Origin of the sequence: Nonomuraea aridisoli, assembly GCF_003236395.1 — a bacterium.
Classification (GTDB): Bacteria; Actinomycetota; Actinomycetes; order Streptosporangiales; family Streptosporangiaceae; genus Nonomuraea; species Nonomuraea aridisoli.
In genome coordinates this window covers 1-13,554 of record NZ_POUD01000257.1, presented here as the reverse complement: position 1 = coordinate 13,554, position 13,554 = coordinate 1, and the positions used below count along the sequence as shown (strand labels likewise).

Below are 13,554 nucleotides of genomic sequence, written 5' to 3'. Positions count from 1 at the left end.
AGATGGGTATAAGAGACAGCGCTTCCCCCGCCCCCGGCGACGACCAGCCCTCCATCGCCATCGTCGGAGGCTCCATCACCGGCCCCACCCTGGCCCTCTTACTGCACCAGGCCGGCTTCACCAACGTGTCCGTGCTGGAAGCGTCCCCCCGGCCTCACGCGCAGGCCGGCGGCGTCATCGGCCTGGAGCACAGCGCCCTGGCAACCCTCGACGCCATCGGCATCCCCCAACGCGAGGTCGTGCCCTTCCCCAGCGAACGCGTCGTCGCCGTCCACGTCTCCGACCGGCAGGAAGTCGGCCGGGTCCACACGATCTACCCCGGCCGCAACACCGGCTGGCACCTGCTCAACACCGCGCTGCTGAACCGCCTGCCGGACGGATGGCTCCAGCCGAACAGAGCGGTGCGCTCGCTCACCGTCACCGATGACGGCAAGGCACAGCTGGAGTTCGCCCGCGGCCAGGCCGCCACCGCCGACATGGTGGTCTTCGCCGACGGGCGCCGCTCGACCGGCCGCCGCCTGCTCGACCCCTCCAGGCCGCTGCACTACGCCGGATACGTCGCCTGGCGCGGCCAGCTCCCCCACGGGCTGCCGGAACTGAGCGACTTCACCCGCTACGAGCCGCACAGCACGCAGTTCAACTGCTTTCCCATCCTGCGCAAGGACGGCAGCATCGGCGTCGACTGGACCTTCTACCTCAACATGACCGGCGAGCAGTTCACCGAACTGCTGGGCGCCGCCCCCACTCAGCGCACCTACGTGCTGCCCCACCAGATCGGCCCCGAGGTCAGGGCAATGGTCCTGGAGCAGGCGCGCCGCCTGTTGCCGCCGGCGGCGGCCGCCATGGTTGAGGCGACCGAGGAGTGGAACGCGGCCCCGATCGTCGACATCGACCCGCCCCAGCACATGGTCCACCCGATCGGCGCCGGCCACGCGGTCCTGCTCGGCGACGCCCTGGCCCCCGTACGGCCGCACACCGCTCGCGGCGCCAACCACGGCATCGACCAGGCGCACGGCCTGTCCATCGCGCTCAGTCAGCACCTCCACCACGACGCCGACCTTGGTGCCGCCCTGAACGGCTGGCAGCACCGCTACCTGCCCGCCGTCCACCACGCGCTCGAACTCGGGCCGCGACTGGGCTCGGCCATGGGCCTCGGCGTCACCCCATCTCCTGAATTGGTGCCGGCGTGATCGGTTCCTACCGGCCAGCCCGGACCATCCAGCCGGGCTGGCACGTCCACCTCGCCGCCGACACCTCCCCGGGCGGCGGCAGGTGGATGCCCGTACTCGCCCGCCTGGACACCATCACCGACACCGGGCAAGAGCGCGTGTGGTTCCTCGGCAACGGCTGGGCCGCCGTCATCGACGCCGATGTCTTGGTCCTCAACCGCACACCTGACGAAGCGGCCGCCGTCGGCGCTCTGCCTCCGGCCGCCTGAGCCACCTCCCGCAGGCCCCCTCGCCTGCCCTCCGTTGCCCTCCGTCCCTGTCTCCGAAAGGAGCGTCATGAGCTCGGCCGACCCGCAGATGTTCCCGCTCCCCCACGATCGCGCCGCGCAGCTGCGACAGCTCACCCACGAGCTCGCCACCGGCCTCGCCCGCCAGCTGGACGCACCTCAGCCGCCCGTCCGGCGGTTGATCAACGAGGGCCTCGCCCGGCTCGACTCGGCCAGAGCCCGCTATCGCCACAGCAAGCGCGTGGATGACGCCACCGCCGTCCGGCTCGCCATGGACCTGCGCATCATCCGCATTCGTGACGAAGCCTGGTATCTCGCGCACACTGAGCCCGTCACCATGTGCGCGATGCTGCTCGACGTGTCCGAGCGGACCGCACCGGAGCTGTGGGCTCCGGTCGGCGCGGTCTTGGGCGCCGCCCTGTGGGCCCATGGCCGGCTTGACCTCGCCCACCGCACCGTCCATGAAGTCCTCACCATCGAGCCGTCCTACCCCATGGCCCAGATGCTGGACGTGGCACTGCATTTCGGCATCCCGGAAACGATCTTCCGGACGCGTCTGCTCTCCGCCGCCGACTGGGACATCGAGATGGGCGACCCCGTGCCGCATTGGCTGTGGCCGCTGCAGCGGACACTGGCCGTTTACCTCCACACCGATCGAGACGACTGACCAGGAGTTCATCCGCCGTGCTCCGGCCTGCGCGAGCCGCACTTCGTGGCCGCGTGGACCAGCGGCGCGGCATCGCAGGTAACGATCAGCAACATGGCCAGCGCGGGACACGTGCCGGCCGCTGGAATACAGGTATGCCGTTCCTGCGACGACGCCGCGCCGACGCCGCCACCGCCATGGACCCGGCCGCCTTGGCGTTACGACGGCCAGCCCCGGCGGCCGTGTGGATCATCTTGATGGTTCTTCTGGTGGGTGGTGCAGTGGCGGCCACCATGTGGTGGTTGCTGGCAGATCTCGCCGCCACCACCCCACCAGCACCAACCCAACCCCCCGGTTCTGGTGCTTCTTCTCCGCCGGCCCCGCCGAGCGGAGGAAGCACTCCACGCGGGGAAATCCTGCGCACCGCGCTGGCCGCCGGCGCAGGAGTCGGTGCCGCCGTGACCTTGGCATTGGCGTTTCGACGTCAACGCCACCAGGAAGTGGCCACCCTCGCCGCCACGCACGACGCCAACGAACGCCGGGTGACCGAGCTCTACACGGCGGCCGCCGAGCAACTCGGCAGCGACAAGGCCGCGGTCCGCCTGGCCGGTCTGTACGCCTTGGAACGCCTCGCCCAGGACAACCCTGACCACCGGCAGACAATCGTCAACGTCATCTGCGCCTACCTACGCATGCCGTACACGCCACCGACTCCGGTAGACCCCGAGAAAGAACGTAAGGCGGCATTGCGTGAAGCACGACGCCGCTACCAAGCCGCCCGCGCCTTCGGGGGAAGCGCTGTAGCGGCTGCTACTCCGCCCGCAACCGCAGAGGCTGACCCAGAAGGCGAACGCCAGGTTCGGCTGACGGCTCAACGCATCCTGGGCGATCATCTACGCGACGAACGCCCCGTCCAAGGGCGCGACACCATCCCCGCCGGCCCACGCTTTTGGGCAGGCATGCGCCTCGACCTGACTGGCGCCACCCTGATTGACTTTGATTTTGGTTATGGTCACCCCGCTGATGCCACCTTCAGCGGGGTGACTTTCTCCGGGGACGCCTGGTTCGTCAAGGCGACCTTCTCCCGGCATGCCTGGTTCGGCGGGGTGACCTTCTCTGGGGACGCCTTGTTCGACATGGCGACCTTCTCTGGGGGCGCCTCGTTCCGCGAGGTGACCTTCTCTCGGGACGCCTTGTTCGACGAGGCTGTGGCGCGTGCTCCAAATGCTCATCACGTATGGCCGGTTGGGTGGCACCTGGAGCCGTTGCCGGACGGCACTGGACGTTTGGTGCGCGACGAGGACACCTCGCCTGAGAAGACTGCATCCAAACAGAGCAAATCGGCCCGAGAGGCACCTGAGAGGTAGGGAGAAGGGCGCCGCGTAGGGCAGGTGCCTTCCGACCCGTCGCCGATGGTGCGCCATGTCCTCGGTCTGGCTCGGCAGATCGAGGACGTCGCGGACGCACTCGCGCCTCCGGCGCCGCTCGGCGGAAAGGGCGGTGGGTGATGGGCGCGATCCATCAGTACGGACCGGACTACCGCAGCAACCGGCTCACGACCTGGATGGATACGGCGACCGTCTTCAACCGTTCTGCCTCCTTCTGGTACGTGGCCAGAACCTCGGCCAGAGCGTGAGGCGGAAGGTGCGGCTTCAGTTCCACAGCCGCTTTGCGATACCCGGCCCGCAGCCCGATCAGCGCCTGGTCGATGTGGCATCTGGCCATCCACGTCAGCACACGCGGGTTGCGAACCACCTCATGGGCCCGGTAGTCCGCTGGCAGGCACTCCAGCAAGAAGGCCACGGCCGACTTCTCCCAGCCGGCCTCCCCCGGGGCCGGCACCTGCGGCGGCCACCCGTCCGGCACCGACCTGGGCAGACGGGGACCGGGGCTGAGCCCATCGACTTGCTCGGCATTCTGCTCCAACGCGCTGTAGACGACCCCGTCGATGAGCCGGACCTGGTCCATGGCCAGCCATCGCGGCCCCTGCTCTCGCAGGCCACCGCGATACCCGGGGACGGTCTCCACCCACGACACCAGCCCTTCGCGGGTTCCGTCCGGGTTGACTCGGATGCGGTGCAACCAACCGCCGGCTTCGCCGGGCAACACCACCACCGGCTGAGGCGCAGGATCTTCCCCGGCCACAGCCCCACCTCCTGGGCTTATCGAACACGCCTTCGAGGCGAACGATAGTGCGGCCGGGAGGGGCCTCGTCTCGTAGCGGGCCGGGCGTTGGAGCCGGCCTGATCACGCGACCCGGCGTCTGAGCCTCAGGACGGGCTTCCGCCGTACGTTCCTGGCGGTCATCCGCCCCGCATTCCGGCTCTGTCAGCCTCGCAGGCACGCTCCTGCAGCAACCCGGCTTTCGCTTCGCTCACCCCGGCCAGCCAAGATCTTTTGGCGCGGTGGGGCGGCCTCACCGAACCGCGCTGGGGCGCCAAAACATCTTGTTGCCCGGGGCCACCGCGTTGCCTTCCGTCACTTTCGCCTGCGTGTCCTCCCTCACCGAAACACGGAACGGACGCCCACCAGGGGAACTACCCGAAGGAGCCACGCACCATGAGGAACCTCAGCCTCGGCATCCCGCTCTACGCCACCGACCTCACCGCCTGCATCCGGTGCGCCAGGCCGGTCAGCCTCCGGCTCAGCTGGAAGACCCTCGACGGCGGCCGGATCTGCCTGGACTGCGTGACCGAGCAGGTCGAGGCGAACCGCCTGGCGACGCTCACGGACCGCAACGTCCCCTTCTAGTCCCCGGCGGGGGCTGCGGCCCCCGCCCGCTCCGTTCCCTGCTTCGGCGATCCACATCCCATCTACGTCCTTTGGAGGACATCATGGCCGCTGGTGACACCGTCATCACGCTCGTCGGCAACCTCGTCGACGACCCCGAGCTCCGCTTCACCCCGACCGGCCAGGCGGTGGCCCGCTTCCGCATCGCGTCCACCCCGCGGTTCATGGACCGCTCGACGAACGAGTGGAAGGACGGCGACAGCCTCTTCCTGACCTGCAACGTGTGGCGTCAGGCGGGAGAGAACGCCGCCGAGAGCCTCCAGCGCGGCATGCGCGTCATCCTGCAGGGGCGGCTCAAGCAGCGCACCTACGAGACCAAGGAAGGCGACAAGCGCACCGTCTACGAGGTCGAGGTCGACGAGATCGGCCCGTCCCTGCGCCACGCGACCGCCAAGGTGGTCAAGGTGCGCGGCAGCCGCACCGTCAACACCCCGCCCCAGAACCCCTGGGACGGGATGCCCGCTGAGGGTCAGGACGCCGGTCAGGACGTCGGCCAGGCCGCCGACGAGCCGGCGCCCGCCATGGCCGGCGCCGGCACCTACAACGCCGACCCGGAGTTCTAGCCGTCCGCGCGGCGGCCGCTCCCCCTCCGGAGCGGCCGCCGCCCCGGCCCCCTCGGCCCCCTGGGCCGTCGTTCATCCCGCGGCTCTGCTGCGCGCCGACCACGCGCCGACCACGGGCCGCGGGCCGACCTCGGGACCGGGCGCCCGCGCGCCGCGGATCCGCCGTCCATCACTACCGCATTGGAGACCCCCTTGACCCCGACCACCGAAGGCTGGCGTCACATCGAGCTCGTCATCGACCGCTCCCTGTCCATGCATTCCATCAAGACCGCCACCGAGCAGGGAGTGCGTGCCTTCCTGGCCGAGCAGCACCGCACCGTTGGCCGCACCACGGTGTCGCTGACCCAGTTCGACGACGAGGTCGAGCTGGTGTACGCCCACTGCGACCTGGCCAAGGTGCCCGAGTTCACGCTGACGCCCCACGGGAACACGGCGCTGCTGGACGCGATCGGGCACACCATCACCCGGACCCGCCGCTTCGTACGTGGCAGGCCCAAGACGGACCGGCCCGACGAGATCATCACCGTCATCCTGACCGACGGCTACGAGAACGCCTCCCAGGCGTTCGACTTGCCCTCGGTCCGCGAGCTGATCAGCGAGCAGCGCGGCAAGAGGCGCGTCTGGACGTTCGTTCTGCTCGGCGCCAACGAGGCCGTGCACACGCTGGCGCGACGACTCGGCATCGATGCCGGCACCGCCATCCAGTATGACCACGACCTCAGCGAGGCCGCCTTGTCGACGGCCGGCCAGATGGTCAGCCGCGCCGGCGAGACCGGCACCTACGGCTTCACCGACGACGAGCGGCGCACCACCCGCCACTGATCCCGCGTACCGGCCTCCGGCGCTCTCGCGCCGGAGGCCTTGCCTGCCCGGCGCGGTCAGGCACCCCGCCGGCCACCCTCGACCTGGGGCGGCCGGGGCCTGAGCGTTGGGCAGCGGGCGGTGCGCTCCCGCCAGCGTGAGGAGCCCAGCTCCGCATCCCCCTCTGGTGTCCCGAGCCAGGTCAGCCTCGCAGGCCGTCGCCTCGGGCAACCCGCCCTTACAGAGATCTTTTGCTGGCGCAAAACATCTTGACGGGCAAGTTGCCCTCCGCTCCTTGGCCTGCGCAGTCGCCCTCGCCGGGACACCCCATGTGGGCGCCGCTCACGGAAGGCGCCTCTCAGCAGACAGGAGCACCCCCCGATGCCCATCCTCGACCTCGATTTCGGCACGCTCGCTCTGGCAGCGGGCATAGCCCTCAGCGCTCTCACGCTCGCCGGGTTCGGCGCTGCGGTGTTCAGCATCCGGCGTGACGACCGCCGCGGTGTTCCCGCCGCCTCCGCCGCCTCACCGCGCAGGTTCCGGCGGCGCGTGCTGGGCACCTACACCCCGTCCGACCGATAAGCCGGATCCCCCGGGAGCCGCTCACGACTGCCGGACGGCTCCCGGACGCAATCCGGGCGCAATCACCGGCGCGTCAGCAGTTCGCCGCCGGAGTCCGGCCCAGCAGCGGGCTGCCGGGCACCTTCTTCTCCAGCCGGGAGCGCACCGCGCCCCGGCTGCGCCCGAGCTCGCGCATCAGGTCCCCGATCGTCGCGCCGGGAGCGGCGGCGAGCTCGGCCAGACGCGCGTCGTCCTCGGCCGTCCATGGCCGGGCCGCGTTGGCGTGCCGGGCCCGCTGCTCCTCCACGGTGGCGGCCGGCCGCGGTGCCGGCACACCGGTCAACTCGGCCACGCCGGAGGCCAGCAGCTGGGCGATCGCCGTCAGGTCGGCGGCCGCGGGCAGCGTGCCGCGCCACTCGGTCAGGAGTCGGCCGTTGGCGTCGCTTCCGGTCAGCTCCACCTGGTGGCCGCCGTCGACGGCGTGCACGGTCAGCTCGTAATGGCGGCCGTCCTGCTCGGCGCGCAGGTGCACCTGGGGTGCGGGCATGCGGGCTCCCTTCTGGGTCGGGGGTCAGTGCTCGAAGACGCGCTCGACGACCGCGGCCAGTTCGGCCGCGCCGGCGCGGAAGTAGCGGGCGGTGGTGTCCAGGCGGGCATGGCCCAGCAGCGCCTGGATCTGCGCCGCGTCGGCGCCGTCCTCGCGCAGCCGGGTGGCGTAGGTGTGGCGCAGGTCATGCGGCCGCAGCCCGTCCAGTCCGGCGTCGGCGCCGGCGGCCAGCACCACCTGGGTGATGCCGGAGACGGTCAGCGGGCCGCGCTGGCCCGTCCACAGCGGGCCGGGGTCACGGCCGCGCTGCAGCAGCCAGGCCGACAGCCGCTCGCGCGCCGGCGCGGGCAGCGGCACGGTGCGCACCTCGTCGCCCTTGCCGTGCAGCCGCACCTCGCCGGTGCGGGCGGTGACGGCGAGGTCCTCGACGTCCAGGCGGGCGCACTCCTCGGCGCGGGCGCCGCTGTAGAGGAAGGTGAAGACGACGGCCGCGTCCCGGACGCCGCGCCGGTCGGCGGCGCGCTCGAGCGCCCGCTGCTGCGGCACGCTGAGCGCGTCCGGCTCGCCCGGGCGCGGCACCCGGACGCGTTTGACGTGCAGGCGCAGCCGCGCGCCGTGCTCGTACATCAGCTCGATCGCGGGCAGCGCCTGGTTGATGGTGTTCGGCGAGGCCTTCTTGCGCAGCAGGTGCCGTTTGTAGGCGGTGAGGGCGGCCTCGCCGCCGACGACGTCGTCGAAGGCGTCCGGGTGCGCGGCCGCGTGCTCGGGCGTGGTCAGCCAGGCCAGGAAAGCGGCGCACTGGCGGCGGTAGGCGCGCACGGTGTGCTCGCTGAGCTTGCACCGGTCGAGGTAGCGCCGGGTGGTGGCCAGCGCCTGCTCGGCCGCGGCCTGGACGCGGCCCGGCTCGCCGGCGGCCGCGGCGGCCGCCGAGCCGCCCGGGGCGCCGTTCGCGGCGCTGTTCGCGCCGGCGCGCATCGGCAGCACCTTGCCCGCCATCGGCCCTCCTTCTTATCCGCTGAGTTTCCGCCCGGGTTACGTCCGGCCCGCGACCGCATTATCCGCTGAGATTCTACCCCGGCTCAGTGGATAAGGAAGCTTATCCACTGAGCATCTCCAGGCGCCGGTGCCCGGGATCGAGGTGCAGACCGTGCCGGCCGTCACTGTTGACGCGTCTCCCCCGTTCGGCCGCGTCGTCCCGGGTTCCAACTCGGTCAAGCCTCGCAGCCGGGCTCGTCCACGCAACCCCGGCTCTCGCTGCGCTCGCCCAGCCTCGCCAAGATCTTTTGGCGCTCCGCACGCCCGCCGCCAGCCCCGGGAGAAACGGGCGCCAAAACATCTTGGCCGGCTGGGCCGCCTCAGGTTGCGTTCCCTCCCCCCTGCCGCGGGCCCTCCCTCATCGCAACACCGGACACGGCGCCCCGGCCGAGGGGCGCCCCGCACAGCAAAGGACGCCGCGATGACCTCCCACTCTCTCAGGCCCGCCCACATGATGCGGCTGCACCAGATGACCAGCGGCCGCGATGCCCGCCGGTCACCCCTACGGCTTCTCCAGCGCGTGACACACGTTGTCGCCCCGCTCGCGGTCGTGGTGCTGGCCACCGCTTGCACCGCGCCCGAAAAGGGTCAGGTCATCGCCAAGCAGCACCACCCCGCCTACTCATGGGTGCAGACGACCTGCACGGCCTACAACAAGCACGGCATGTGCACCACGTACGCGCCGATCACCCAACAGGAGCCGGAGCGGTGGGTGCTGACTCTCCGCTCAGGCGACGTCGTGGGCGACCGTCCAGTCACCCGGGAAGCCTTCCAGCTCTGCCGGCGAGGGGAGATGTACCCCGCCTGCGCCGGCAAGACCCCCTGACGTTCCCGCCACCGGCCCCGGGCGCAGCTGAGCCGGCCACCCGCCACAACGCCCGGACCGGTGGCGCGGCCGGTGCGAGCACCGCCACGGCAGCGGGCTCGCCTCTCCCCTTCCGACCACCTCCTTCCGGCCCCGTCCCTTTTCCCTGGCGGCGGGGCCGGCCACCACCCACGACCCTCGCCCCTTGGGAGTACGCATGCATACCGATCCCCTCGCCGACACCACCGTGGTGCTACCGCCCGGCGTGACCATCGACCGGTACACCGTTACGGGCCAGCCCTCCGGCAACCGGCTGGAGGCCACCCCGCGCGTCCACATCGAGCCCTACCGCGATGAGTTCCACGCAGGGCCTCGCGACGACGCCTGGATGATCCGCAAAGGCTTCCCCTCCGACCGGCTCCTGTGGAACTACACGCTCGGGGACTGGAGCTACCCGCACGTCCCCGATCCCGATGACTTCACCCGGCCCCTCGACAAGGCCATCAGCCAGGCCCGCCGCATCGTCGGCCTCGACTCCGACGCGGACCCCTCGCCGCAGCAGCGCAGCACACCGTGACCTCCCAGGCCGATCGCCTCCCCGCAGCCGGGGAGGCGATCGGCCTGTCCGCATTCCAGATCGTGCTCATGGCCTGCTCCGCGGACGTCCCGGCTCGCGTGCTCACTCTGCATCATGGGCTCCATGGATGGCCTGCTGCTGGCCGCAGTCCTGTGTCCGCAGCTGGCCGCCGACTACCACCCGGCGGAGATGGAGCTCGGCCACCGCTTCACCCACGCGCTGCCCATGGGCGAGATCCTCGCCGTCCTGCACGCCGCCCGCCTGGAGCTCGCCTGGCGATCCTGCCGCCGGCGATGCCAAGGTGAAGCTGTGGGAGATGATCCGCGACCACATCGCGGCCGCACGGGCCCACGCTGGGCTCGACAAGGGTGTCAGCGCTTGGACCGCGCAGCAGATCAGCACCCGAGCCACCGCCCAGACCGACAAGATCCTTGCCTCAGCGCGTCGTGCGCTGGGTCTGCTTGACCAAGACTCGACCCACCTGACTCACGTGATCTTCCTCATCCGCGGTCAGATTTGTGGAACCCCGCCGCCACGATGGGCCGCCGTCACAGACTTTCCGTTCGATCAGCGGTGAAGACTTCTTTGGGAACCCCCACGGGCTGGGCGCCGTACTGCGTGCCTTCGGCCCGCTGGACTCGCCGCAATTTCCGGCGATGGCCGGCACCGTCGCTCCCACTCCCGCCGTCGAGGTGCAGGCGCGCATATTCCGCGCACAGGGCGCTCGCTGCGCTCGCGTCACAAGGATCGTCCTTCGTCCGACCCTGTGCGCGGGGCTCGCGCTGGCCGGCAGACTCCGCTGGCGCTCCGCTGCCGGCCGGCGCTCGCCAGCCCAAGAGACGCTACGACCGGTGGTCACGGGTGACCGGCTGAGGTCTGGCACGGGGTGGCTGGGGGCTCCGCCGCCCCCAGACCCCCGCGCAGCGGAGTGGCGGCCGCCTACCGGGCGCGCCTCATCTCCAGGTGCAAGGCGGCCGCCACCCCGCACCGTTCGGTTCGGTCCTCACCGTCTTCACCCGGTGACGCTCCCCAGGTTCCCGGCCGCGCCCAGGCCACCCGTGTCGAACCGGTGCCCACAGGCAATCGCCGACGGCCGCGGTCGCCTTCTGCCCGAGCTGTCGTCACCGGGCTAGAATGAAGGCGGCTCCTCCGGGAGTTTTCAATGTGCAAGGACCGGCGTGGTCTCTGACTCTGAACCCCCTTGGGGTTCCGCCTCGCCGGTCCTTTTGCTGTCCGCTGTGACCGGTGTCCAGGCGAAGCCGGGACCGTCCCCGAAGGGCGGTCCCGGCTGGTCACCTAGTTCCTAGGCGGGAAGCGTCGCTTCCACGAGTTCCGCCTGTAGCGCCAGGCGGTACATCGTGCGGTTGACCGCATCGACTCGATGTTTGGCCGGACCCGTGACGTTGAGCACGGCGATCTGTTCGACTGCTGTGCGCCACTCCAACAGAAGCAAGTCGATCAGATCGGCCGTGACCGGCTCCAGGGGCAGGTCCCAGATCGTCTCTCGCGCCCGATCGACCGCCGTGGCGGCCGTGCCCGGATGAGCCTGCTCATCGGCGACCGAGGGAAGCCGGATCGGGATCGGGAGCCGCAGCAGGTAATTGCAGATGTCTCCGTAAGCTCCCACCACCATGATCGCGATGCGGTCCGGGTCGAACGACTCCATGAGCGTTCCTCTCTTGAGTTTTCAATGTGCCGGTTGCCGGTCCGGGGCTCTGACCCCCCGTCCCGACAAGAAAACTATACCACAGATCTACCCCGATTGGGGGTTTGACGTGCAGGTAAAGCACCTGCCCCCGAGGGCCGCCCTCGGGGGCAGGTGCCCCGGATCAGGTTCCGGGGTCGAGCTCTTCCTCAACGGCTGAGGCCAGGTGAGCCAGCCGCATGAGCGCGAACTTGATCGCGTCGAGCCGGTGCTGGTCCGGCCCCACGATTTCGGCCATGAGAAGCAGGTCCCGCGCCGTTCCCCATTCGAGCAACAGCGTCCCGATCATGTTCACCGTGAGGTGATCCAGCGGCAGGTCCGTGATCAGCGCCCTGGCCCGCTCGATGCCCTCAAGCGCGACGTCGGCGTCGAAGGTCTCGCCGTCGAAGAGCTCGCCCTCGGCGGACGGCAGGTTGATCGGAATCGGCAGCAGCGCGAGCAGCCGCCTGATGAGCGTGTACGTCCCGAGCAGAGCCACTGCCAGCTCTGCCAGCTGACGCCGCCGGTCGCTCTCGTCGTTCACTGAGCGTTCCTCTCTTGAGTTTTCAATGTGCCGGTTGCCGGTCCGGGGCTCTGACCCCCCGTCCCGACAAGAAAACTATACCACAGATCTACCCCGATTGGGGGTTTGACGTGCGGATTTGCAAGGATTTTCGGCACTTGGTCGCGTAGTGCCACACCCCAGCTAGGGGCAGATCTGTGGTATCGTTTTGGAGGAGACGCGGCAAGCTCGACAGCCGGGGCGGGGTCGGTTTCGCGGGGCATCGAGCCCCATGAAACCGAACGCGGGGGCTGCTCGCCTCACCGAAGCCGGCCACTGAATCCGCCGCTGACAACCGACACGGAGGCGCCCATGATCCCCCACGGACGTGACGCAGTGGACGCGCAAGGCGCCTGCGCCATCCTCGGCATCTCCTACAAGACATGGTCCAACAAGGGCGGGGCCAGCGCCTACGGCCTGACCCCGTTCGCGCCAGGGCGCCGCAAACCGCTGTTCGACCGCGCCCAGGTCGAAGCGGTACGCGACGGCTCGCCAATCCCGTCCCGAGGCACTGGCGAGCCCCACCCCGACGACCTCCTGGACGAGCAAGACGTCGCCGACGAGCTCGGCGTCGCCTACGCCACCGTCCGCAAGGACCACTCAACCGGCCGCCTGTCCGGCTGGACCGACGTGTGCGGCCAAGCGCACATCCGGCGCGCCACCCTCACCGAGATCATCGCGGCTCGCCCCGGCCGAGGCGTGGGCGGCGGCCGCCCACGCAAGCACCCACACCCCTGACTCACTCCGGCCAGCGCGGCCCGCGTCAAAACCGCGGGTTCTCCGCCAGCACGAACCCGTCGGCGTCGGCCGCCGTCAGCCGCTCCACCGTGAAGCGGCGCCCGGGCAGGTCCTCCGCGGCAAGCCCGGCTTGCTCCGCAATCCGCGCGACGGGCACCCGCAGCGGAGCCGACGCCGGATGCCGGGACGTGACCAGCTCCGCCTGATCCCCGACGGTCAGGATCACCCGGACCTCGTTGTCCGGCTCGGCCCGCAGGCCGGGCCACCGTCCCCGATCCTCCTCCAGCCGCCGCCGCGCCGTCATGGTCGAAAGCCCGGCGTGCTCGGCGAGATCCCGCAACGGGAAGTCGCCACGGAAGTGCTCCCGGGCCGCCGACATGAGCAGACGCCGTCGCGTCTCCAGGCCGGCCAGGACGTCACGCACCAGGTGCAGCGCCTCCTCCATCTCCGCCGCCGACTCCGGCAGATGATCGACGCTTTCCCCGTTGCCGACCTCATGCAGCAGCCGCCCGAGGCCGCCGGAGGAGGCCATCGCGGTCAGCGCGCCTGACGGGTCATCGGCCGTGCGGGAGTAGGCGACCGTGAAACGCTGCTCGTCGCCGCTGCCCCCATGCGTCGTGATCTCCATGCGCGACTCCCTCCATCGTCGTGTACCAGATTGGTACAGGCCGTGAGCGTACCAGATTGGTACGCAGAGGTGCGCGCCCTCACTCTGCCCGTCGTCATGCGCGGCCCCGCCCCGAAACCGCGCCCGTGCCGGAATGGCGCTCCGGACGACCCCGGCACGGG

18 protein-coding genes are annotated in these 13,554 nt (G+C 70.5%); 12 read left to right on the top strand and 6 right to left on the bottom strand.

Going from position 1 to position 13,554, the window contains the following annotated elements; translation table 11 throughout:
* The 4 genes from C1J01_RS38520 to C1J01_RS38505 all read left to right on the top strand — a co-directional run.
* Positions 1-1,190 (top strand): FAD-dependent monooxygenase (locus C1J01_RS38520; protein ID WP_111183893.1); only part of this gene is annotated, 1,190 nt, incomplete at its 5' end.
* Complete coding sequence (locus C1J01_RS38515) at positions 1,187-1,438, top strand: hypothetical protein (protein WP_111183892.1); 252 nt, start codon at positions 1,187-1,189, stop codon at positions 1,436-1,438. The genes C1J01_RS38520 and C1J01_RS38515, both read left to right, overlap by 4 nt.
* 67 nt (positions 1,439-1,505) lie before the next feature.
* Positions 1,506-2,123: a DUF4192 family protein gene (locus tag C1J01_RS38510; protein ID WP_181449206.1), complete on the top strand. Its 618-nt coding sequence runs from the start codon at positions 1,506-1,508 to the stop codon at positions 2,121-2,123.
* A gap of 53 nt (positions 2,124-2,176) precedes the next feature.
* Positions 2,177-3,469: a pentapeptide repeat-containing protein gene (locus tag C1J01_RS38505; RefSeq protein ID WP_220040300.1), complete on the top strand. Its 1,293-nt coding sequence runs from the start codon at positions 2,177-2,179 to the stop codon at positions 3,467-3,469.
* A 169-nt stretch (positions 3,470-3,638) separates the two neighbouring features.
* On the opposite strand, the gene C1J01_RS52640 is transcribed toward C1J01_RS38505, so the two are convergent.
* Complete coding sequence (locus C1J01_RS52640) at positions 3,639-4,247, bottom strand: hypothetical protein (RefSeq protein ID WP_235854939.1); 609 nt, start codon at positions 4,245-4,247, stop codon at positions 3,639-3,641.
* A 414-nt stretch (positions 4,248-4,661) separates the two neighbouring features.
* On the opposite strand from C1J01_RS52640, the gene C1J01_RS38495 reads away from it, so the two are divergent.
* The 4 genes from C1J01_RS38495 (at position 4,662) to C1J01_RS38480 (ending at position 6,838) form a co-directional block, all read left to right on the top strand.
* Entirely contained in the window at positions 4,662-4,853 is a 192-nt protein-coding gene (locus tag C1J01_RS38495; RefSeq protein ID WP_111183890.1) for a hypothetical protein, read from the top strand.
* 83 nt (positions 4,854-4,936) lie between these two features.
* Positions 4,937-5,455: a single-stranded DNA-binding protein gene (locus C1J01_RS38490; RefSeq protein WP_111183895.1), complete on the top strand. Its 519-nt coding sequence runs from the start codon at positions 4,937-4,939 to the stop codon at positions 5,453-5,455.
* Positions 5,456-5,647: 192 nt separating this feature from the next.
* Complete coding sequence (locus C1J01_RS38485; protein ID WP_111183889.1) at positions 5,648-6,277, top strand: vWA domain-containing protein; 630 nt, start codon at positions 5,648-5,650, stop codon at positions 6,275-6,277.
* Between the two features lie 360 nt (positions 6,278-6,637).
* Entirely contained in the window at positions 6,638-6,838 is a 201-nt protein-coding gene (locus tag C1J01_RS38480) for a hypothetical protein (protein ID WP_111183888.1), read from the top strand.
* Between the two features lie 73 nt (positions 6,839-6,911).
* On the opposite strand, the gene C1J01_RS38475 is transcribed toward C1J01_RS38480, so the two are convergent.
* Positions 6,912-7,364, bottom strand: a complete 453-nt coding sequence (locus tag C1J01_RS38475) for a winged helix-turn-helix domain-containing protein (RefSeq protein WP_111183887.1) — start codon at positions 7,362-7,364, stop codon at positions 6,912-6,914.
* A gap of 24 nt (positions 7,365-7,388) precedes the next feature.
* Positions 7,389-8,360, bottom strand: a complete 972-nt coding sequence (locus tag C1J01_RS38470) for a tyrosine-type recombinase/integrase (RefSeq protein WP_111183886.1) — start codon at positions 8,358-8,360, stop codon at positions 7,389-7,391.
* Between the two features lie 559 nt (positions 8,361-8,919).
* On the opposite strand from C1J01_RS38470, the gene C1J01_RS38465 reads away from it, so the two are divergent.
* The 3 genes from C1J01_RS38465 to C1J01_RS38455 all read left to right on the top strand — a co-directional run bounded on the left by C1J01_RS38465 (position 8,920) and on the right by C1J01_RS38455 (position 10,358).
* Positions 8,920-9,225, top strand: a complete 306-nt coding sequence (locus C1J01_RS38465; protein ID WP_146615875.1) for a hypothetical protein — start codon at positions 8,920-8,922, stop codon at positions 9,223-9,225.
* A 196-nt stretch (positions 9,226-9,421) separates the two neighbouring features.
* Complete coding sequence (locus C1J01_RS38460) at positions 9,422-9,781, top strand: hypothetical protein (protein WP_111183884.1); 360 nt, start codon at positions 9,422-9,424, stop codon at positions 9,779-9,781.
* Positions 9,782-10,082: 301 nt separating this feature from the next.
* Positions 10,083-10,358, top strand: coding sequence for a hypothetical protein (locus tag C1J01_RS38455; RefSeq protein ID WP_111183883.1), 276 nt, complete (start codon positions 10,083-10,085; stop codon positions 10,356-10,358).
* A gap of 726 nt (positions 10,359-11,084) precedes the next feature.
* Here the strand turns inward: C1J01_RS38455 and C1J01_RS38450 are convergent.
* Positions 11,085-11,447: a hypothetical protein gene (locus tag C1J01_RS38450; RefSeq protein WP_111183882.1), complete on the bottom strand. Its 363-nt coding sequence runs from the start codon at positions 11,445-11,447 to the stop codon at positions 11,085-11,087.
* A 163-nt stretch (positions 11,448-11,610) separates the two neighbouring features.
* A complete protein-coding gene (locus tag C1J01_RS38445) occupies positions 11,611-12,009 on the bottom strand; it encodes a hypothetical protein (RefSeq protein ID WP_111183881.1) in 399 nt (132 codons plus the stop codon).
* A gap of 330 nt (positions 12,010-12,339) precedes the next feature.
* On the opposite strand from C1J01_RS38445, the gene C1J01_RS38440 reads away from it, so the two are divergent.
* On the top strand, positions 12,340-12,765 hold the full coding sequence (locus tag C1J01_RS38440; RefSeq protein WP_146615874.1) for a hypothetical protein: 426 nt from the start codon (positions 12,340-12,342) through the stop codon (positions 12,763-12,765).
* A 25-nt stretch (positions 12,766-12,790) separates the two neighbouring features.
* Here C1J01_RS38440 and C1J01_RS51530 read toward each other — a convergent pair whose 3' ends face one another.
* Positions 12,791-13,393, bottom strand: coding sequence for a sigma-70 RNA polymerase sigma factor region 4 domain-containing protein (locus C1J01_RS51530; RefSeq protein WP_220040299.1), 603 nt, complete (start codon positions 13,391-13,393; stop codon positions 12,791-12,793).
* Between the last annotated feature and the right edge of the window lie 161 nt (positions 13,394-13,554).